An 18,439-nucleotide genomic window follows, 5' to 3' on the forward strand; every position below is an offset into this window, starting at 1 on the left:
GCATGGATTTGTCATTCCTTCCAAAGTTGCCGCTCACGCTGAGCTACCCGCTGCTGTTCGGCGTCCTGCTCATCGCGGGCATGCTCGGTGGCGAAGCCGCGCGCACCATCCGGTTGCCGCGCGTGATCGGCTACGTGCTCGTGGGGTTCGCGATCGCGCCGATGGCAAGCGCCGTGAACATGGGGCCGCTTGTCGAGGAGGCGCGCATCTTCGTGGACATCGCGCTGGGCCTCGTGCTCTTCGACCTGGGCCGGCGGATGGACCTCGCCTGGATGAAGCGCGACTGGACGCTCGCGGCCTCGGGCCTCGCCGAGAGCATCGCGACCTTCGGCTTCGTGTTCGCCTCCCTCGTCTGGCTCGATTTCCCGGTGCTCCAGTCCGGCCTCGCCGCGGCGATCGCCATGGCGACCTCGCCCGCAGTGCTGCTGCTCGCGGTCGAGGACCATCGCGCCGACGGGCAGGTGACCGAACGCGCGCTGAACCTCGTCGCGTTGAACAGCCTGTTCGCCTCGGTCCTGGTCACGATCCTGCTCGCGTCCGTGCACTACCAGGTGGCGCTCGATCTGGACACGGCCTTCCTGCATCCGCTCTACCTGTTCGCGGGGTCGCTCGTCCTCGGGGGCGCGGTGGCCACGCTCGCGCGCGTGCTCGCTCGCATGGTGGAGAAATCCCCGGAATTGCATTTCGCGCTGATCGTGGGCCTCGTGGTCGGCGCGGTCGGGATCGCGCAGGCGCTCAAGCTCTCGGTGATCCTCGCACTCCTCGCCTTCGGCCTCTTCGTGCGCAACGACGAGCGGCGCCACGACCTGCTCAACGTCGACCTGGGACGCGCGAGCCGGCTCTTCTACATCGTGCTGTTCGTGATCACGGGAGCAAGCCTGCCGCTGTCGTCGTTCGAGACTGCGGGCTGGATCGCGATCGCGTTCGTGGCCGCGCGCGCCGCCGGCAAGTTCGTGGGCGTCCTGACCTTCGCGCCCCTCGGTGGGCTGCGCCTGGGGCAGGCGATCTCGCTCGGTGCGGTGCTGATGCCGATGTCCTCGCTGGCGCTATTGCTGCAACATGACATCGCCAAGCTCTTCCCGGAGTTTGGACAGACGCTCGCCGCGGTCATCATCGCGAGCGTGATCATCATGGAAATCGTCGGGCCCATCGCCGTGCAGTGGGGCCTGCGCCATGCCGGCGAGACCGCACCGTTGCCCGCCGTTCCCGCCAACGCCGTCAAGGCGTAAGGAGGCCGCATGCCGCTGGAATTCTCGCGATCGCAAGCGCTGAGCGTGGGTGTGGAGCTGGAGCTGATGGTGCTCAACACGCGCGATTTCGATCTCTCGCGGGGCGCGACGGATCTCCTCGCGCGCCTGGACAAGGTGAAGATCGAGGGTGCTGTGAAGCCCGAGATCACCGAAAGCATGATCGAGGTGAACTCCTCGGTGCAGACGCGTTACGCGAACCTGCTCGACGAGCTCACGCGCACGCGCGATGCGATCGTCACGGAAGCCGGGCGCCTGAACCTGGTGGTCGCAGGCGGCGGCGCGCATCCGTTCCACCACTGGAGCGACCGGCGCATCGTTCCGACCGAGCGGTTCCTGCGCGTCTCGCAGCTCTATGGCTATCTCGCCAAGCAGTTCACCGTGTTCGGCCAGCACGTCCATGTCGGCGTGGAGAGCGGCGACGATGCGATCTACACGACGCATCGCATGTCGCGCTACATCCCGCATTTCATCGCGCTGTCGGCGGCCTCGCCGTTCTACCAGGGTGAGGACACGTCCTTCGAGACATCGCGCCTGCACGCGGTGTCGGCCTTTCCGCTCGCCGGCCACCTGCCCGCCGTGACGACGTGGGCGGAGTTCAACGGTTACTTCGACGAGATGGCGAGCCACGGCATCGTCGAGAGCATGAAGGACTTCTACTGGGACATCCGGCCCAAGCCCGAGTACGGGACGATCGAGGTACGCATCTGCGACACGCCGCTCACCGTCGAGACGGCCGCACAGCTCGCGGCCTACGCGCAGACGCTGACCGCCGACTTCCTGCGCCATCGCCAGGAGCCGCCGCTCCGGGCGCAGTACATGGTGTACGGCTACAACCGCTTCCAGGCGTGCCGCTTCGGCTTCGAGGCGCAGCTTGCCGATCCGCAGGCGCATGGCCACGTTCGGTTGCGCGACGACTTGCTCGCGACGCTCGATCGCATCGCGCCACTCGCCGACGAGCTGGGAACCACCGCGGCGCTCTCCGCGATTGCCGAGCGCGCGCGAGCCGGCGCGAACGATGCCTTGTGGCTGCGCCAGCAGTTCGAGAAGACGCGTTCGTTGCCGGACATGGTGCGATTGCAGGCGGCACGCTGGCGCGACGTGCCCGGCGCGAAAGCCGCCACGCGCGCCGCGTAGATCCTCGAATCAGCGGGTCGCGACGAGGAACGGATAGGGATTGATCGCCGTCCCGACCCACCAGCGCTTGTCGGGCCCCAGACGGAAAATCGTGAAGTGCAGGTGCGGTGCACTCGGCGGTGCGTTGCCGGTGCTGCCCACGTAGCCGAGTACTTCGCCGCGCTTGAGCGCCTGCCCCTGCTGCAGGCCCGGCGCGTAGCGATCGAGGTGGGCGTAGTAGTACGCGAACTTCTCGTCCGCATCGAACTGGTAGACGGTCAGCCCGCCGGCCACGCTCTTGAAGAGCTTTGCGACCTTGCCGTCGCCTACGGCGAGCACCGGCGTGCCGCGCGGCGCCATGATGTCGAGCGCTTCGTGCTTGTGGCCGGCACTGCGACGCTCGTCGAAGTTGTCGCGCAGGGCCTTGCGCTCGACGCCCTGCACCGGAATCAACAACTGGCGCGACTCCAGCAACTCGTGATCGGTGGCGAGCTCCGGATTGGTCAGCGGATGCGCGGCCTGCGCGGGCGACTTCATCGCGAGCGCGACGGCGCTGATCGTCGCCATGATCGCGAGCAGCGCGATGTCGCCGAGGGACGCGTGCACGCGCACGGTATTAGCCCTTTACTTCCAGCGAAGCTCCGGCGCTGGCCAGCGTCGAGAGCCGGAGCGCATCCCAGTTGGTGAGGTGGATGCACCCGCTCGTCTCGGTGCGGCCGACGAGCGCGGGCTGGGGCGTTCCGTGGATGCCGTAGTGCGGCTTGCTCAGGCCGATCCACATCACGCCGACCGGATTGTTGGGGCCGGGCTTGATCGTCACTTTCGAATGGCCCGGCTTCGAGTTGATGATCAGCTCGGGGTCGTACTGGAATTCGGGATCGCGGATTTCAGTGGTGATCCTCCACTTGCCCACGGGCAGCGGCTCCTTCTTGCCGACGCTCACGGGAAACTGCGCGAGTACCTGCGCCTTGGCGTCCAGCGCGAAGAGAACGCGCCGTGCATTGTCGAGCACGAAGGACGCGGCCTTGGGCTGCGGCTTCGCGGTCGCTACGTCGGGAACGAGGATCGTGTCGCCGGCCTTGATGCGCTTGCCGCGATTGAGATCACGAAGCAGTGCCGGGCTCACGTGGAATTTCTCGGCGAGCGCTTCCTCGAGCGATTCGTAACCGAGCTTCGGCAACTGTGCGCGGTCCATCATGTCCGCGGGGATCTTCACGAAGGGGCCCAGCGCTTCCGCTTCGGTGACGGTGTACTGGGTCAGCACGTGCGCGTCGTCGCCGCGCAACGCCTCCCACGTAGGTGCATCGATGCGGCCGTTGGATTTCAAACCGCGCGCGGATTGGAACGCGAGGACCGCCTTGCGCATGTTGTCGCCGTAGCCGCCGTCGATCTCGCCGGGCGAGAACCACGCACGGTCGAGCAGGATCTGCGCGCGCACGACGGAGGCGCCTCGCGCACCCTGCGCGATCGGGGGCGACTTGGCGTCGTCGCTGACGGCAGCGGCGGAGAGGGCGGTGGTGAAGGCAATGAGGGCTAGCATCGGACCACTGTAGGACCGGTGCCTGCCGTCTCGCGTAGGACAGCGACGATTCCGCTGTCGGACGACAGCCTTCTAGAGGACCTTGCCGGGGTTCATGATCCCGCCGGGATCGAGCGTCTTCTTGATCGAGCGCATCAGGTCCAGCTCGAGCTCGCTCTTGTAGCGCTTGATCTCCTCGCGCTTCAACTGGCCGAGGCCGTGCTCCGCGCTGATCGAGCCGCCGAGCGAGGTCACGACTTCGTAGACGAGGTGGTTCACGTCCGGCGCCTGCTTGTAGAACTCCGCCGCGGCCTGGCGCTCGGACTTGGAGCAGTTGTAGTGGATGTTGCCATCGCCCACGTGGCCGAAGGCGACGATGCGGATATCGGGGAAGCGCTCGGCGAGGGCGCGGTCCGTGCGCTCGAAGAACTCGGGTACGCGGCTGATGGGCACGGAGACATCGTGCTTGATCGAGACGCCGTCGAGCTTCTGCGCTTCCGAGATGTTCTCGCGCAGGCCCCAGAACGCGAGGCGCTGCGCATCGCTGGAGGCGAGCACCGCATCGCGAATCAATCCGGCTTCCGCGGCTTCGCCCAGTGCTTCCTCGAGCAGGATGCGCGCCTCGGCCTGCGTGCCGCTGTCGGAGATCTCGACGAGGATGTAGGCCGGATGCGGTTCGAGGAACGGATCGCGCATTCCGGGGATGTGCTTCAACACGAGATCGAAGCACACGCGCTGCAGCAGCTCGAAACCGGTGATGCGATCGCCGCAGCGCCCGCGCATCGCACTTAGCAGCTGCACGGCTGCGGTGGGGCCCTCGATCGCGGCGATGGCGGTGGCCGTCGCGCGCGGCTTGGGAAACAGCTTCATCACCGCGGCGGTGATGATCCCCAGCGTGCCCTCGGCGCCGACGAATAAGTGCTTCAGGTCGTAGCCGGTGTTGTCCTTGCGCAATCCGCGCAGGCCATCCCATACGCGCCCGTCGGGAAGAACGACCTCGAGGCCGAGGACGAGCTCGCGCGTGTTGCCGTAACGCAGCACGCCGGTGCCGCCCGCGTTGGTCGAAAGGTTGCCGCCGATCTCGCAACTGCCCTCGGCGCCGAGCGAAAGCGGAAACAGGCGATCGTTCTCGTCGGCGACCTTCTGCAGGGCGGCGAGGACGCAACCGGCCTCCACCGTCATCGTGTTGTTGGCCGTATCGACCGCGCGCACGCGGTTCATGCGTGAAAGGTTCACCACGACCTGGCGCCCACTGTCGTCGGGAACGGAGGCGCCGCACAGGCTCGTGTTGCCGCCCTGGGGCACGATCGCGATGCGCTCGGCGGCGAGCAGCGACACGACCTTGGCGACTTCCTCGGTATTAGCGGGCTTCACGACGACGGCGGCGCGCCCGCGGTATTGGCCGCGCCAGTCGACTTCATGGGGTTCGCGCGCGGCGGCATCGCTGACGATGCCTCGCTCGCCCACGATCGCTCGCAGGCGATCCTCGAGCGTGCTCATGCGCGGATCTTCTTGAGGAGGCTGGTGGTCGAGCGCTCGTGCTCGAACTTGATCGAATGCACGCTTCCTCCCCAGCCGGCGACTTCCTTCGCGCCCACGATGCTCTCGACGGGCCAGTCGCCGCCCTTCACCAAGCGATCGGGTTTGCATTCGAGGATGCGCGCGATCGGCGTGTCTTCCTCGAACCAGGTGACGAGCGAGACGCTTTCGAGCGCCGCGGCGACGGCCATGCGGTCCTCGAGCGTGTTGACCGGGCGATCGTCACCCTTGCCCAGGCGCCTCACGGAGGCATCGGAGTTGAGGGCAAGCACCATGGAAGCGCCGAGGGCGCGGGCCTGCGCGAGATAGGTCACGTGCCCGCGATGAAGGATATCGAAGACGCCGTTGGTGAACACGAGGGGCCGCGCGAGCGCGGCGGCGCGGCGCGCGAACTCCGCGGGTGCGCAAACCTTGTGAAGGAAAGGGTCGGTCACTTGGGGCAAGTAGAGGGGTCAGATCCTTTAACTTTTCCTTGGTAAAAAACCGTTCCAATGGACTACCTTGCGCAACTCGTACGGGAAAGCCCGATCAGCAAGGTAGTCCATTGGAACGGTTTTTTACCAAGGAAAAGTTAAAGGATCTGACCCCTCTACTTGATGTACTCGAAGACCTTCACGACGCCCTTGACGCCACTGGTTGTGCGCGCGACTTCTGCCGCGGCATCGCCTTCGGCTTGCGTCACCAGGCCCATCAGGTAGACCGTGCCCGCCTCGGTGACCACCTTGATGTGGTTGGTCGAGAACTTGCCGTTGTTGAGCATGCGGGCCTTCACGTTGGTCGTGGTGACCGCATCGCCGCCGCGCGACGTGAGCGACGAGGTGTAGCCGATCTTGAGCTCGTTGGCGACATCGAGGACCTGCTCGATCTTGCGAACGTCCTCGCCGATCTTCGTCTTGGTCGCCTCGTCCGCGGCCTCGCCGGTGAGCAACACCTTGCGGTTGTAGCTTGTCGCGTTGACGTGCGCTTCCTTGTAGGCGTTCAGCTTGCCGACCGCCTTCCATTCGATGTTCTCGTCCTCGATGTAGACGCCGGCGGTGCGGCGGTCATCGGCCATCACTGCGGCAGTGCCCGCGCCCACGGCGGCGAGCGGCACGCAGCCCGTTGCGAAGGGCAGCGAAGCCAGGACGGCGAGGGTCAGCAGCAGCTTTTGCATCAAGAACCTCCGAAATGCAGTTCGTTGTCGACGACCTCGCACAGGCAATGCACGACCAGGAGGTGAACCTCCTGGACGCGCATCGTGCGCGGATGCGCCACGTTGAGGTGGAAGTCGGTGGGCTTGAGCATCTTCGCCATCTGGCCCCCGTCGCGCCCCGTGAGCGCGATCACCGTCATGTTCTTCGCGTGCGCGGCCTTGATGGCCTCGATCACGCTTTTCGAATTGCCCGACGTGGAGATGCCGAGCAGGACATCGCCTTCCTGGCCGAGCGCTTCCACGCCCTTGGAGAAGACATAGTCATAGCCGTAATCGTTCGCGATCGCGGTGAGGCCGGACGTATCCGTCGTGAGCGCGATGGCGGGCATGCCCGGGCGTTCGCGTTCGAATCGACCCACCATCTCCGCGGCGAAATGCTGGCTGTCGGCGGCGGAACCGCCGTTGCCGCAGGCGAGCGCTTTCTTGCCGCGCTTGATGGCCGCCGCGAGGGCGACGCCGGCCTTCGCGACTTCGGGCGCGAGCGTGTCCATCATGCGCGTGCGCAGCTCGATGCCTTCGGCGAAATGCTTGCGGAGATTTGCGACGTGGTCCATGCAATCGATTCTATCAGGCGGTCCCGAACGCATCGCGCAGCCACGTGCATTCGTCGCCCTGCATGGCAACGACATCGAAACGGCACACGGGTTCCTCGCGCAGACGGGACAAGTAGTGTCGTGCGGCCGCGACGAGCCGGCGGCGCTTGAGGCCGTCCACGCTCCCGGCGGCACCACCGTAGCGCTCCGAGCGCGTGCGCCGGCGCACTTCCACGAAGACGAGCACCTCGCCGTCCTTCGCGACGAGATCGATCTCGCCCAGGCGCGTGCGGTAGTTGCGGGTGACGATGGCGAGGCCCTGCGAAGCGAGGTAGCGCGCCGCTCTCTCCTCGGCTTCGTCGCCGTCGTTCTGGGCCTGCGTGCGCATTGACCTAGGGATGCTTGATCGGGACGACGCGGCCGCCGTCGACTTCCGCGGCCGTCAGGGTGCGCGCGAACTGGCCGCCTTCGAGGGTGATGCGCCCGGTCACGCCATCGAGCGAGATCTTCTTCGCATCCGATTGCAGCATGACGGCGGCGAGACGATAGGCATCGATGCCCAGGGCGTAGAGGCGCTCCTGGTCCACCGACATCGGCGCGTGCGGCGCCGGGTAGATCATGACGGCGGGGTGGTCGGGTTGCACGAACCAGGGCATGTCCATGTAACGCATTCCCTGCAGGTCCACGTTGACCGTCGGCTCGGCACGCGGGTCGATGCTCATCGACGTGGCATACACCGGAAGCATGCCCGACACGTACGGGCGCACGGCGCGCGCCGCGGCCTGGCCGAGCGCCAGGAACACGACGTCGCCGCCGCGCAGGCTCGCAATGCGGTCCTTCACCAGCGGCGCCTCTTCACTGTTGCCGCTGTACGTGACCCGTCCGCCGATCTCGCCCGCGGCGCGGGCCCATTCCTTCTCGAAGGCTTCCTGCACGCGCTTGGAGATGGGCGAGGCGGTGCCGATCACGATCGCCGAGTGCCAGCCGTCGGCGACGGCGAGGAGGGCGGCCTGGCGCGCTTCCTGTTCGAGCGAAAGGGAGATGGAGTAGAGGTTCACGGGCGCCTCGCCCGTCACCGCATCGTTCGCGCCGTGCGTCTGGTTGAGCGTGAGCACCGGAACGCGCGGGCAATCGCTCTTCGCGATGGCGCTCGCACCATCGCGCGTGAGGCCCGCGACCACGAGCACCGCACCCATCGAATGCGCCTTGCGGCAGGCTTCGAGCATCGCCGGCCCGTCGTCGTTCACATTCATCAGCACCACGGGCGGCGCGGTCTTGTTGCTCCCGGCCTCGGCCGCGGCGACGAACCCCTGGCGAACGGCGTCAGCCACGGGTCCCAGCGCGGTCGAGGCGATGGGGAGAATCAGCGCGATGTGGGGCTTGGCGGCAGCCGGCGGCGGCAACGGGCCGAACTGCGGCGGCTGCGGCGTGGCCGGGGCATCGCGCAGGGGACGGACAACCGTGGTCGTCGCAAGACCCGTGGACGGATCGATGTCGTCAGCCGAGAATGCCGGCGGGGCCATCGCGACGATGGCAAGAGCGAGGAAGAGCGCGTTGGAGCGCATGGCCAAATTATATGTTGTTGCCACACCCATCGGGAACCTGGGTGATATCACCGCACGCGCGCTCGAAACGCTGCGTGACGTGGCCGTCATCGCCGCCGAGGACACGCGGAACACGAAAGGGCTCCTGAATCACTTCGGAATCGGCACGCGATTGATCGCGCTGCACGCCCACAACGAACGGAATGCGGCGCGCCAGGTGCTCGAATTGCTCGCGGAGGGCAAGGACGTCGCGCTGGTGACGGATGCGGGCACGCCGGCGATCAGCGACCCGGGCGCCTTGCTGGTCGCCGCGGCGCGCGAAGCCGGCTATCGCGTCGAGCCGATTCCGGGTGCCAGCGCGCTCACCGCGGCGCTTTCTGCCAGCGGCCTGGGCTTCGAAGGCGTCGTGTTCGCGGGCTTCCTGCCGGTGAAAGGCACCGAGCGTCGCGAGAAACTCGCTTCGCTCGCGCAATCGCCCTGGGCCATCGTGCTCTTCGAGGCGCCGCACCGTGTCGCCAAAACGCTCGCGGACCTGCGCACGGCCCTCGGCGATCGCGACGTCGTGGTCGCTCGCGAGCTCACCAAGCGCTTCGAGACGATTACGCGCGTGGCACTGGCCGACGCCGCGAAGTGGATCGCGGAGGACAGCGACCGCGAGCGCGGCGAGTTCGTGCTCGTTATCGAAGGCCGCGTGCCGGAAGTGGCCGCGGGCCCCGATCCCGAGACGGTGCTGAAGCTGCTTCTCGCTGAAAAGATGCCCGTGAAATCGGCCGCAGCCGTCGGCGCGAAGCTCACGGGTGCGAAGAAGGGTGACCTCTACGAAATGGCGCTCCGGATCGCAGGGAAGAAATCGGGGCCCTAAGAGGATCGAAGGTGTCTTTTTTAGCTATGACGAGAAACGTTATGCCTTGTCACATTTCTCGCCCGACGAGGATGAATCGACCGTCACCGATGAAATGTGACAAGGTATAACGTTTCTCGTCATAGCTAAAAAAGACACCTTCGATCCTCTTAGGGCCTCTCTATAATCTCCGCGATGGCCGATTCACTCACGATCCTGCGTCCCGACGATTGGCACGTGCACCTGCGCGATGGCGAGCTGATGGCCTCCATCGTCGGCGCCACCGCGAAGCAGTTCGCGCGGGCGATCGTGATGCCCAACCTGAAACCACCGGTCGTTACCGTGGCGCAGGCGAAGGCGTATCGCGAACGCATCCTGAAGGCGCTGCCCAAGGGCGCGGGTTTCGAGCCGCTGATGACGCTCTATCTCACGGACAACACCTCGCCCGAGGAGATCGCGAAGGCGGCGAAGTCGGGCTTCGTGCGAGCCGTGAAGTACTACCCCGCGGGCGCCACGACGAATTCCGACCTGGGCGTCTCCGACATCCGCAAGTGCGACGCCACGCTCGAAGCGATGCAGGGCGCGGGGCTGCCGCTGCTCGTGCACGGCGAGGTGACCGACGCCGAGATCGACGTCTTCGATCGCGAGGCCGTGTTCATCGACCGCACGCTGGGGCCCCTGCTCAAGCGCTTCGCGAAGCTGAAAGTTGTGCTCGAACACATCACGACGCACGAAGCCGCCGTGTTCGTCGAGCGCGCGCCCGACAACGTCGCCGCCACGATCACGCCGCAGCACCTGCTCATGAACCGCAACGCGATCTTCGCGGGCGGGCTGAGGCCGCATCACTATTGCCTGCCGGTGTTGAAGCGCGAGCAGCACCGCCGCGCGCTGGTGAAGGTCGCGACGTCGGGCAATCCCAAATTCTTCCTCGGCAGCGATACCGCGCCGCACGCGCGCCCGACCAAGGAGACGTCGTGTGGTTGCGCCGGCATCTATTCGGCGCACGCCGCGCTCGAGCTCTACGCCGAAGCGTTCGAAACCGCGGGCGCGCTCGACAAGCTCGAAGCATTCGCGAGCCACTTCGGCGCGGATTTCTACGGGCTGCCGCGCAACAAGGCCAAGGTGACGCTCGAGAAGACGGAGTGGGAAGTCCCCGCCGAGTACGCCTTCGGCGAGTCGACGGTCGTTCCGCTGCGCGCGGGCGAGAAGCTGCGCTGGCGCTTCGCCGGCTGATGCATCCCGCCTGATGTACCCGGAAGGCCTGCTGTTCGCGCCGCTGCAGCCGGCGCTTGCGCGATTGCCACGCGATCGCTGGCCCACGCATGACGAGCTGACGGCTCTGGCCCAGGGCGTCGTCACCGCACGTGGTCAGCCCATTCACTTCGTGCCCCCACGGGGCAACAGCGACCGCGAGCGGCGCTACTACGAGCTGCGAATTGCGCAGTCCGGCGAAATCGAGACCCGCACTGAAAACTGGCACGACCTCTTCAACGCGCTTTCGTGGATCACGTTCCCGAAAGCGAAGGCCGCGATCAACGCGCAGCACGCCGCGATGCTCGAGGAGGGCGGCGACGCCGAAGCGCGCCAGCGCCGGCCCGAGCGCGATGCGTTGACCCTCTTCGACGAAGGCGGCGTGGCGGTGAGTTGCGATGACGAGGAGCTTCTTCGCCACATCGTCGACTTCGAATGGAAACGCCTCTTCTGGACGCGGCGCAGCGAGCTCCTCGCGAAGATGCGCTTCACCGCCTTCGGCCACGGGCTGTACGAGCAGGCCCGCGCGCCCTTCATCGGGCTGGTCGCGAAGACCGTCTTCCTGTCGGCGGACACGAGCGTCGACGAAGGACTCGCCCGACATTTCGCCGAGCGCGCCAACTTCCGCTCGCCGCGGATCATGCCGCCGATGCCCGTGCTCGGTGTTCCCGGCTGGTATCCCGATACCGAGCGCGAGTCTTTCTACGACGATCCCGTGCATTTTCGGGGAAGTCGAAGGCGCGACAAGAAAATCCGGTAAGATTTCGGCGAAATTTCGACGACGCGGTGCCCGCACCGTCATGAATCTGTCGTACGATTCGCCGATCCGCTTCTCAGATCCGAGTGGGCTCAAGCCAATTCCTTGCCCGGCTGGACTGCCAGCTGGTGCGACCTGCGACGACGGATTCGGAAACAACAATCCGCAGAAGAGGTGCGTAACTGCCGAGTGCGGCGCCGGCCTCCCACCAGTTCAGCAGTTCCCCGTCAGGCCGGAGGTTTGCTTCGCTTTGTGTATGGCCGCAAAGACGGCGGCTGGGCTAGGCCTCACGGCGGCTGCCGGTGGGCTCGGCGTAGGCGGCCGGGCTGGGCTCCTGATCACCGAGGCCTCATCCATCAACTCCGGTCTAGGCGGAGCTGCCATTATTGCGAGTGAAGTCACTGCCTATGACTACTGCGTCAAGAAGTGCCCGGGGAAGATCCCGGAAGCTTGCCCCGCAAGCATGGGAGGACTCAATGCCCCGTGATGAGGATCAGAAGCCCAGGCCTTGGGGGCCGGTCGCCAGCGCAGTTGTGCTTATCCTTTTCGCGGCGGGCTTGGTGTTCATATACGCCTTGGCCTCCCCCCTTCAAGCACTGATAGTGGGGGGGGCTTCGGTGATCATTGTCGCGGTGATACGAGCCCTCCGTTGATAGCGCCATTTCGCTAGCTTGGCACCCTCCTGCGGTTTCCATACACGTATGCGCGCGCAGGCTCTGGACAACCGCCAGTTGTCGTTTGATTCGTGTCCGGGCCACTACAACTACTTCAGGGACTACGACCCCAAGATTGGACGATACGTTGAGAGCGATCCCATCGGGTTGGAAGGCGGAATCAACACGTACGCCTACGTGTTCGCCAACCCACTCCGCTTTGTTGATCCCACAGGTGAGATCACCGTTGTCGCCGGTGGCAGGGCCGGGGCTGCGCTCGGGGCTGCTGTTGGCTCGATGTTCCCGGGAGCCGGAACTGCTGTTGGCGCTGCGATCGGATTTGGAATTGGAGCTGCGGCAACCTACATGTTGTGCACCTCGGACGACGAGAAGAAGGCTTTGGATGAGAAGTGCGACAAGTTGAACGAGATCGACACAAAGACCTGCAATGCAATCTCGCGTAGGCGCGGGGCAGCCGCTGGCAAGGCTTGTCATGCGTCAGCGGGCCAGCGGCTCGGCGCGTGCCGGGCCGGAAAAGACCTACCGCCACTCAACACTTGGAACAACTAGCAATGGAACGATACAGCCACGTCATCGAATTCGTCGAGCTCGGAAGCGAAGTTGTCGTCTACCGGCTCTACTCGGATGGGCGCCAAGAGCTCCTGACGCGCTCGCCGTTTCCTAATCTAGAGAGTGCGGGAGATCCCGTCGGCAGGTTTGCAAAACTCCTGGGTGAGAGCCTCATCCTCGACTCTCCCATTGCGCGATCAATCCTCAAGCTCTGAGACGCACTCTACAACTACTTCAGGGACTATGACCCCAGGATCGGGCGGTACGTCGAGAGTGACACCATTGGATTGCTTGGTGGGCTCAACACATACGCTTATGGCAACGGCAACCCGATCGTCAACTTCGATGTAGAAGGCACTGACGTAAATCAGAGGGTAGACCTGAGCCAAGACCTGGGCGCGAGCGTCCCGAGCCGCGCCCAGGTCGTCCTGGGGTCAAGCCGATGAGTCCGGACGAACGTCAGAAGTGCTATACGAGTTGTATAGACGCAGAGAGAAGAGCCTATCTTCCGACTCATGTTGTGATTTGCGGCGCGACAACATTTTTTGGAGGCCTCGCCGGACTCGGTGGCGGGCCGGCTGGCGTCGCGATGGGGGCAGGCATGGGGTTCGGCTGGGGCTCGGCAATTGGAATAGGAAAGATGCTAGGTGCTGAGAAACAATGTCGAGCGGACTGTTTCTAGAGTCCGGAGCCGATGAGCATGAACGACAAACTTACTGTGAGCCGGGTGTTCTTGGTCCTGTTTGCGAGCGCAATTGCGCTGTCGTATGGCGGCGGAAGCGCAATGTTGGGCTTTGTCTCACTCTCGACGCAGCTGTCAATACCCCATGCGAACCTGCACATGCTGCTTCCGGCGGCGATCGACATCTTGCTGGGAAGTTTGCTCGTTGTCGCTGGGTTAGCCGCTCTATTGAGAATCGAGTGGGCTCGAAAGACTCTAGTTGCCCTCTTGTTGGGATCTGCGTTTCTTGAGCTCGGAAGAAGAACAGCTGCGGCAACAATTGCCGCAGAGGCAGACGGGGCATTCAGCCTTGGAATGATCGGGCTTACAGTTCTCCTCGCATTTGCGGCCTTTGCGGCTAACGCGCAGAGCAGCAGGGTCTATACAAGACGGACGCGGCATTCTGAATCTGGCCAAGTCGGTTGATTGTCGAGGCCATACAACTACTTCAGGGACTACGATCCGAAGATCGGGCGGTACGTCCAGTCCGATAGCATTGGTTTGCTCGGAGGGTTCAATACGTTTGGCTACGTTTCGGGGAGACCGCTCTCGCTCATTGACCCTCTTGGGCTCTGCGAGGTTGCTGTCTGGTCCGGCGGATACATAGCCGGATGGAAGCCTTGTGAGCCCGAGCCAGCTCCCCCGCTGCCTGGGATGTCCGGAGGTCGCCCAAGGCAGCCTTGGCCGGGCCACATTGAGATTCCGACTAGCATCCCTAAGGATCCGATTTGCTACCCCGAGAGGGAGCCGCCTGACGACTGGCGACCGCGTGACAACGCTTGCTTTCTCGAGTGTATGGCGACCGGAATTTCGTTGACTGCACTGGGTGACGCGGGCGTAGAAGCGGGAGGTCACGGTCTGGGAAAAGCGGCTGGTGCGTTTGGACTCGGTGCGGTGAAAAAAGGTCTTGGTAAGGCCGTGCCGGGCTATTCTCTGTACAGCTTGCAGAAGGGGATACGGGGAGCGAACAGGGTCTGCAACATTTTCTGTAGGTAGCCCAGCGACGCAGGCGCGCCTTTGGAACAGGTAATTAACATCGCAATTGTTCTCGCTGTTGGCGTCTTCGCCGGATTACGAGACAGGCCAAGCGTCCCGGCCGCGCTAACCGTGGTGTTGGGAGGCGGGTTGTTGATACTCGCTCAGTTTGCTTTCAATTGGCTTCTCGGTGGTTTGCACGGAGACTATGCATCTCCTCTCGATGTGCTCTACCTCCGGGGAATCTCCTATAGCTATGCACTGGCCGTCTTCGGTTACATCGGTATCTGTGCCGGTGCAATTGGCGTTGTCAGGGCGCTCACCCATGCACGCGATGAACACGATGCGGAGGAATGAGCGGCGGAGTACCAGTTGCAAAGGTACGTCGCGGATCGCGGGCCGAGCCATCGCGCTTACCGTCTTGTTTTCTCCTCCAACAGCTTACGGATCGGGCGATCATCGAGGACAACCAAGGATCGATCCTGTGACTACGATTTCGATCGAACACTATGAGATCCGCGGCGCCACCCTTGACGATATTCGCCGAGAACTCGACGCAAAGGGTCACGGCGGAGCAGGCTCAACGAGCGGCGAAGTCACGTACCGCTTCAATAGCGCGAGACGGGATGGTGAGTGCACCATTACGGAGGTGCGAGCGTTCTGCGTGGCGAAGGTCCGGCTTCCACGTTGGCATGACGTCGCGAAGACTCCCCGAGAAGTGCAGGCTTTTTGGGCGAAGGCCTACGACAAGCTGAAGGCGCATGAGATGGGGCACGTCAGAATCTGTACAGACATCGCGGTGGATGTCGAGAAGGCGCTCTGGGCAGCACCGAAGAGCATGCACTGTCCCGCAGTAAACGAGGGCGCTAGGAAACGCGCGGACTCGGTCGTACGCGAAATGAACGAACGACAGCGCGCCTTTGACGCTCGCGAGTATGGTCCGGAAAAGATCGGCGAAAAGTAGCGAATGTCGCGCAAGCGCGTTGGCATCACTACAACTACTTCAGGGACTACGACCCGAGGATCGGGCGATACGTGGAGAGCGACCCCATTGGGCTGGCAGGGGGGATAAACACGTTTGTCTATGTCGACGTCGACCCGATTGGATCGACAGATGTGCGTGGGTTAGCAAACGGTGGTGGCAAGCGAGCAACCCCAGATTTTTGGAAGCGACCCTGCAACGACACTCAAAAACTGGAGTGCGTGGAACACTGTCGCAAGCAAGGAAAGACCTACGAGAGCTGCGCCGTGACATACAAGCGGTACACCGAAATCAGAAATGGAGACGTTGTCGAAGTATCCAAGATGGTTCCGGAAGCTGGAGCTGCAGTTGTAAGGACCCGTCTGAACCAGGCCGAGGACTTGGTGCGATGCCCGCGTGTGGTGGCAATTGCGCTGCGACGGCTGGAATGGCGCTAATGCTTGCCATTCTCGGCGCACTTTGCTTTTGAGGGGATGAGCATGTTTACTCCAGGCGGCACGTACTTCCTAGTTGGATACCTCGATGAGGCCTGTCAGGTGCCTTTCGTTCAGACACTTGTATATTTGCGCGCGTCAGGGTCCGCCGGGGAGATCGAGCATGTCTTTGCCGATGGAATAGCCTGGTACAAGGCTGCAGCTCGAGGTGGGACCGTCGATACACAAGACACTCTATGGATAGCACAGAGTGATTTGAATGGAATTACCGATATCGCTGGGCTAGTTGAAGAACTAGGGCGACTCCCTGCAGGGTGAGTTCTTGGCCATAGTTGTGTTTTTCGCAGCGGCAGGAGTCGCACTACAACTACTTCCGCGAATACGACCCGCGCGTCGGCAGGTACGTCGAAAGCGATCCTATCGGCCTGCTCGCGGGGCCGAATACGTATGCATACGTGCTTGGGAATCCCGTGGGAAGAGTCGACCCGCTTGGGTTGAACACGAAGGTGCCGTGCTTCGGAAATGATTGTCCCGATCCGCCCATGTGTCCGACTCCGAATGGACCAAGGCCCTGTCCGCAGCCTGGTCCGGATGGCAAGTACCCGAAGTTCAAGTACGACTGCTTCGAGGTCTCTCAATCTCATGGTGCGTGCCTCATTTGCTGCACTGTTCGCAGTCCTCCGAACTACATGAAGGTGCCCGGCTCACTCTGTCAGCAGAAGTGCAACGATGCATGGAAGGTGACGAGGTGGCCTGATGGGGAGCCAAGACTATGCGAGGCACGATGAACACACGAGTCCTTTCCGCCGCGTTTGTGGTCGCAGTTATTGTCTCGCTTGCCCTCGGCTACGTGGCCGGCGCTTGGCATCAGAAGCAAGAGGCCACGGCGCTTGCAACGGGGCTTCGCGAGCATGAGTTGGCGAACACGCTCATGGTCCTGCGCTACCTCGATAGCAAGGAGTCTGTAGAAGCAACGAAGCTCTTGCAGGCCAGCACCAGTGGAAGCCTCGGGTGGATTGTCGACCACGGCGAGCCCCGCGATGGGGACAGCCTTTGCGCCGTGCTGAACACGCTGAGGGCGTACAGAGCAAAGCATCGGCTCTTCGTTGGCGAGGAGTGGGCTCAGTATCGAGCTCTGCCTGGTATTGAAGCAGAGGAGAAGAAGCGATCAGCCTTCTTGGAGCGGATCCAGTGCGGGACGAAGATGCTGTATCGACCCTGAGCGCATCGCGGCGCAGGGAGGCCGCTGCGCGTACGCCAGCTGACTATGGTTTACGTTCTCGCAACCGCACGCGTAGCTTGAGCAAATCGTCGATGAGTTCATCCAGGCTCATCGCCAAGGTCATTTCTGGCGGCCCCTCAATGGTCTCCATCCTTCTCTTGTTCGGCGACCCCTGTCCATCCCGCTCAAGCCAGGACTCGAGCTCCTCAAAGCTGTAAGTCAGGTTTTCGCCAGCCTTTGCGCGCCTCTGGGCATCCAAGAAGACCACCGGCTTGATGACGCATGGGAACGTGCGGGCCGAGTCGTGGTAGCCCCCAATGAAATAGATCTCGCCCATCTGAAACTTGTCATCGCTCATGGTTTTTTTGCCTAGGGAACCGGGATGGGAAATCTGGTGCAAATCATCACAACGATCGCACCCACAGCAAGCAAGGTGTTGCGGCACGTTGGCCCGCAGCTGAGCAAGGCAGGCGTTGGCTTCTCTTCGCAAACGCAGTTGTGTCCAATGTATCGGGGTTTCCCGCCGTTTACGCCCGGCATCCTGACGTAGGTTTGCGTGCAATCTTGGACGACCTTACCTTGGGCCCGGCAGTTCTCGACGCACCACAGCAGCTGGCTATCACTGCATCCGGTCCAAATGTATTTGGGCTTGTTCTTGGTCAGCCCTTGGTCGTCGAAGAAACCTATGGCGTTGGAATCAACGTAGCCGTAAGTGTTGATTCCGCCCTTCAGCCCGATAGGATCGCTTTCAACGTACCGGCCAATTCTCGGGTCGTAGTCCCTGAAGTAGTTGTAGATTTCCGCGTTCCTGTCGAATCGCTGTTGCATCGGCGCGAATCCGAAGTCGAGGGCGTTTACGTCACGGGGCCACGCCGATCTGGCACACGGCCAAAGCAAAAAAGTAGCACGGGAAGAGCCACCTCCGCAGCGTAAAATGGCGGTGTGAAGCGAGCCAGGCGGTCGCTGCGCCACCTTCGGGTTGCGTAGAGGAAAGTCGGGACTCCACAGGGCAGCGTAGCGGGTAACTCCCGTCCACCGTGAGGTGAGGATTAGAGGAACAGAGACGAGCCGATTAAGTTCGGTTGAAACGGCCAATCTCTACGCGGAGCAACACCAAATAGGCAGACGTCGACGTGGCCCACTGAGTCTGCGGGTAGGTGGCTTGAGCGCCGCGGCAACGCGGCGCCTAGAGGAATGACCGCTGTGCCGCCGCAAGGCGGCAACAGAATCCCGCTTACAGGCTCGCTTCACTTTTCCCTCGCAAAGTCGCGCCGACCTCCTACGTGGCGAGGCTGCCACGCCGCTCACGGCGGCCCCTTTGCGTGCCTAAGCTTTCTCCATCG

Annotated in this window: 24 protein-coding genes and 1 other RNA gene; 15 read left to right on the forward strand and 10 right to left on the reverse strand. The window is 63.4% G+C overall.

What is annotated here, in order from left to right:
- Positions 1 to 2: 2 nt before the first annotated feature.
- Complete coding sequence (locus tag DSM104440_RS03160; protein ID WP_171160563.1) at positions 3 to 1,229, forward strand: cation:proton antiporter; 1,227 nt, start codon at positions 3 to 5, stop codon at positions 1,227 to 1,229.
- Between the two features lie 9 nt (positions 1,230 to 1,238).
- Positions 1,239 to 2,384, forward strand: coding sequence for a YbdK family carboxylate-amine ligase (locus DSM104440_RS03165; protein ID WP_171160564.1), 1,146 nt, complete (start codon positions 1,239 to 1,241; stop codon positions 2,382 to 2,384).
- A 9-nt stretch (positions 2,385 to 2,393) separates the two neighbouring features.
- On the opposite strand, the gene DSM104440_RS03170 is transcribed toward DSM104440_RS03165, so the two are convergent.
- The 8 genes from DSM104440_RS03170 to DSM104440_RS03205 form a co-directional block, all read right to left on the reverse strand.
- The gene (locus DSM104440_RS03170) at positions 2,394 to 2,975 is read right to left on the reverse strand and encodes a M23 family metallopeptidase (protein ID WP_212758188.1); all 582 of its coding nucleotides are present in this window, start codon (positions 2,973 to 2,975) and stop codon (positions 2,394 to 2,396) included.
- Between the two features lie 4 nt (positions 2,976 to 2,979).
- Positions 2,980 to 3,903 (reverse strand): L,D-transpeptidase family protein, encoded by a 924-nt coding sequence (locus DSM104440_RS03175; protein ID WP_171160565.1) that lies wholly within the window; start codon positions 3,901 to 3,903, stop codon positions 2,980 to 2,982.
- A 72-nt stretch (positions 3,904 to 3,975) separates the two neighbouring features.
- Positions 3,976 to 5,382, reverse strand: coding sequence for an FAD-binding oxidoreductase (locus tag DSM104440_RS03180; RefSeq protein ID WP_171160566.1), 1,407 nt, complete (start codon positions 5,380 to 5,382; stop codon positions 3,976 to 3,978).
- Positions 5,379 to 5,855, reverse strand: coding sequence for an adenylyltransferase/cytidyltransferase family protein (locus DSM104440_RS03185; RefSeq protein ID WP_246212084.1), 477 nt, complete (start codon positions 5,853 to 5,855; stop codon positions 5,379 to 5,381). Before DSM104440_RS03185 ends, DSM104440_RS03180 begins: the two co-directional genes overlap by 4 nt.
- A 155-nt stretch (positions 5,856 to 6,010) precedes the next feature.
- Positions 6,011 to 6,574, reverse strand: a complete 564-nt coding sequence (locus tag DSM104440_RS03190) for a BON domain-containing protein (protein WP_171160568.1) — start codon at positions 6,572 to 6,574, stop codon at positions 6,011 to 6,013.
- A complete protein-coding gene (locus DSM104440_RS03195) occupies positions 6,574 to 7,167 on the reverse strand; it encodes a phosphoheptose isomerase (RefSeq protein WP_171160569.1) in 594 nt (197 codons plus the stop codon). The genes DSM104440_RS03190 and DSM104440_RS03195 overlap by 1 nt, the downstream gene beginning before the upstream one ends.
- Positions 7,168 to 7,180: 13 nt before the next feature.
- Positions 7,181 to 7,534, reverse strand: a complete 354-nt coding sequence (locus DSM104440_RS03200) for a YraN family protein (protein WP_171160570.1) — start codon at positions 7,532 to 7,534, stop codon at positions 7,181 to 7,183.
- Positions 7,535 to 7,538: 4 nt separating this feature from the next.
- Positions 7,539 to 8,711 carry a penicillin-binding protein activator gene (locus tag DSM104440_RS03205; protein ID WP_171160571.1) on the reverse strand — a complete coding sequence of 391 codons (1,173 nt, stop codon included), beginning with the start codon at positions 8,709 to 8,711 and terminating at the stop codon, positions 7,539 to 7,541.
- On the opposite strand from DSM104440_RS03205, the gene rsmI reads away from it, so the two are divergent.
- The 12 genes from rsmI (at position 8,710) to DSM104440_RS03265 (ending at position 17,096) form a co-directional block, all read left to right on the forward strand.
- Positions 8,710 to 9,552 carry a 16S rRNA (cytidine(1402)-2'-O)-methyltransferase gene (rsmI, locus tag DSM104440_RS03210; protein WP_171160572.1) on the forward strand — a complete coding sequence of 281 codons (843 nt, stop codon included), beginning with the start codon at positions 8,710 to 8,712 and terminating at the stop codon, positions 9,550 to 9,552. The two genes, DSM104440_RS03205 and rsmI, sit on opposite strands and share 2 nt — an antisense overlap.
- 174 nt (positions 9,553 to 9,726) lie before the next feature.
- Complete coding sequence (gene pyrC, locus DSM104440_RS03215) at positions 9,727 to 10,764, forward strand: dihydroorotase (RefSeq protein WP_171160573.1); 1,038 nt, start codon at positions 9,727 to 9,729, stop codon at positions 10,762 to 10,764.
- Between the two features lie 13 nt (positions 10,765 to 10,777).
- Positions 10,778 to 11,542 carry a DUF3025 domain-containing protein gene (locus DSM104440_RS03220; RefSeq protein ID WP_171160574.1) on the forward strand — a complete coding sequence of 255 codons (765 nt, stop codon included), beginning with the start codon at positions 10,778 to 10,780 and terminating at the stop codon, positions 11,540 to 11,542.
- A gap of 698 nt (positions 11,543 to 12,240) precedes the next feature.
- Positions 12,241 to 12,762 carry an RHS repeat-associated core domain-containing protein gene (locus DSM104440_RS19225; RefSeq protein WP_212758189.1) on the forward strand — a complete coding sequence of 174 codons (522 nt, stop codon included), beginning with the start codon at positions 12,241 to 12,243 and terminating at the stop codon, positions 12,760 to 12,762.
- Positions 12,763 to 13,043: 281 nt separating this feature from the next.
- Positions 13,044 to 13,208, forward strand: coding sequence for an RHS repeat-associated core domain-containing protein (locus DSM104440_RS03230; protein ID WP_246212138.1), 165 nt, complete (start codon positions 13,044 to 13,046; stop codon positions 13,206 to 13,208).
- Positions 13,209 to 13,462: 254 nt separating this feature from the next.
- Positions 13,463 to 13,909, forward strand: a complete 447-nt coding sequence (locus DSM104440_RS03235) for a hypothetical protein (RefSeq protein WP_171160575.1) — start codon at positions 13,463 to 13,465, stop codon at positions 13,907 to 13,909.
- A complete protein-coding gene (locus DSM104440_RS19520; protein ID WP_171160576.1) occupies positions 13,910 to 14,479 on the forward strand; it encodes an RHS repeat-associated core domain-containing protein in 570 nt (189 codons plus the stop codon).
- Positions 14,480 to 14,500: 21 nt separating this feature from the next.
- Entirely contained in the window at positions 14,501 to 14,815 is a 315-nt protein-coding gene (locus DSM104440_RS03245; RefSeq protein ID WP_171160577.1) for a hypothetical protein, read from the forward strand.
- Positions 14,816 to 14,942: 127 nt separating this feature from the next.
- Positions 14,943 to 15,422, forward strand: a complete 480-nt coding sequence (locus tag DSM104440_RS03250) for a DUF922 domain-containing protein (protein WP_171160578.1) — start codon at positions 14,943 to 14,945, stop codon at positions 15,420 to 15,422.
- A 71-nt stretch (positions 15,423 to 15,493) separates the two neighbouring features.
- Positions 15,494 to 15,877 carry an RHS repeat-associated core domain-containing protein gene (locus DSM104440_RS19525; protein ID WP_425509648.1) on the forward strand — a complete coding sequence of 128 codons (384 nt, stop codon included), beginning with the start codon at positions 15,494 to 15,496 and terminating at the stop codon, positions 15,875 to 15,877.
- Between the two features lie 329 nt (positions 15,878 to 16,206).
- The gene (locus DSM104440_RS03260) at positions 16,207 to 16,662 is read left to right on the forward strand and encodes an RHS repeat domain-containing protein (protein WP_171160579.1); all 456 of its coding nucleotides are present in this window, start codon (positions 16,207 to 16,209) and stop codon (positions 16,660 to 16,662) included.
- On the forward strand, positions 16,659 to 17,096 hold the full coding sequence (locus DSM104440_RS03265; protein ID WP_171160580.1) for a hypothetical protein: 438 nt from the start codon (positions 16,659 to 16,661) through the stop codon (positions 17,094 to 17,096). Before DSM104440_RS03260 ends, DSM104440_RS03265 begins: the two co-directional genes overlap by 4 nt.
- A gap of 43 nt (positions 17,097 to 17,139) precedes the next feature.
- On the opposite strand, the gene DSM104440_RS03270 is transcribed toward DSM104440_RS03265, so the two are convergent.
- The gene (locus DSM104440_RS03270) at positions 17,140 to 17,454 is read right to left on the reverse strand and encodes a hypothetical protein (protein WP_171160581.1); all 315 of its coding nucleotides are present in this window, start codon (positions 17,452 to 17,454) and stop codon (positions 17,140 to 17,142) included.
- An 11-nt stretch (positions 17,455 to 17,465) separates the two neighbouring features.
- On the reverse strand, positions 17,466 to 17,924 hold the full coding sequence (locus DSM104440_RS03275; protein ID WP_171160582.1) for an RHS repeat domain-containing protein: 459 nt from the start codon (positions 17,922 to 17,924) through the stop codon (positions 17,466 to 17,468).
- 116 nt (positions 17,925 to 18,040) lie between these two features.
- Here DSM104440_RS03275 and rnpB point away from each other — a divergent pair.
- Positions 18,041 to 18,349: RNase P RNA component class A (gene rnpB / locus DSM104440_RS03280), an RNA gene on the forward strand.
- Positions 18,350 to 18,439 lie beyond the last annotated feature (90 nt).

The sequence above is a fragment of the Usitatibacter palustris genome (assembly GCF_013003985.1).
GTDB lineage: Bacteria > Pseudomonadota > Gammaproteobacteria > Burkholderiales > Usitatibacteraceae > Usitatibacter > Usitatibacter palustris.

What these genes read in the sequence shown, in the direction of transcription:
- DSM104440_RS03160 (WP_171160563.1), top strand. Translation starts at nt 3, where the DNA reads ATGGATTTGTCATTCCTTCCAAAGTTGCCGCTCACGCTGAGCTACCCG.
- DSM104440_RS03165 (WP_171160564.1), top strand. Translation starts at nt 1,239, where the DNA reads ATGCCGCTGGAATTCTCGCGATCGCAAGCGCTGAGCGTGGGTGTGGAG.
- DSM104440_RS03175 (WP_171160565.1), bottom strand. Translation starts at nt 3,903, where the DNA reads ATGCTAGCCCTCATTGCCTTCACCACCGCCCTCTCCGCCGCTGCCGTC.
- DSM104440_RS03180 (WP_171160566.1), bottom strand. Translation starts at nt 5,382, where the DNA reads ATGAGCACGCTCGAGGATCGCCTGCGAGCGATCGTGGGCGAGCGAGGC.
- DSM104440_RS03190 (WP_171160568.1), bottom strand. Translation starts at nt 6,574, where the DNA reads ATGCAAAAGCTGCTGCTGACCCTCGCCGTCCTGGCTTCGCTGCCCTTC.
- DSM104440_RS03195 (WP_171160569.1), bottom strand. Translation starts at nt 7,167, where the DNA reads ATGGACCACGTCGCAAATCTCCGCAAGCATTTCGCCGAAGGCATCGAG.
- DSM104440_RS03200 (WP_171160570.1), bottom strand. Translation starts at nt 7,534, where the DNA reads ATGCGCACGCAGGCCCAGAACGACGGCGACGAAGCCGAGGAGAGAGCG.
- rsmI (WP_171160572.1), top strand. Translation starts at nt 8,710, where the DNA reads ATGGCCAAATTATATGTTGTTGCCACACCCATCGGGAACCTGGGTGAT.
- DSM104440_RS03205 (WP_171160571.1), bottom strand. Translation starts at nt 8,711, where the DNA reads ATGCGCTCCAACGCGCTCTTCCTCGCTCTTGCCATCGTCGCGATGGCC.
- pyrC (WP_171160573.1), top strand. Translation starts at nt 9,727, where the DNA reads ATGGCCGATTCACTCACGATCCTGCGTCCCGACGATTGGCACGTGCAC.
- DSM104440_RS03220 (WP_171160574.1), top strand. Translation starts at nt 10,778, where the DNA reads ATGTACCCGGAAGGCCTGCTGTTCGCGCCGCTGCAGCCGGCGCTTGCG.
- DSM104440_RS19225 (WP_212758189.1), top strand. Translation starts at nt 12,241, where the DNA reads ATGCGCGCGCAGGCTCTGGACAACCGCCAGTTGTCGTTTGATTCGTGT.
- DSM104440_RS03235 (WP_171160575.1), top strand. Translation starts at nt 13,463, where the DNA reads ATGAACGACAAACTTACTGTGAGCCGGGTGTTCTTGGTCCTGTTTGCG.
- DSM104440_RS03265 (WP_171160580.1), top strand. Translation starts at nt 16,659, where the DNA reads ATGAACACACGAGTCCTTTCCGCCGCGTTTGTGGTCGCAGTTATTGTC.
- DSM104440_RS03270 (WP_171160581.1), bottom strand. Translation starts at nt 17,454, where the DNA reads ATGAGCGATGACAAGTTTCAGATGGGCGAGATCTATTTCATTGGGGGC.
- DSM104440_RS03275 (WP_171160582.1), bottom strand. Translation starts at nt 17,924, where the DNA reads ATGCAACAGCGATTCGACAGGAACGCGGAAATCTACAACTACTTCAGG.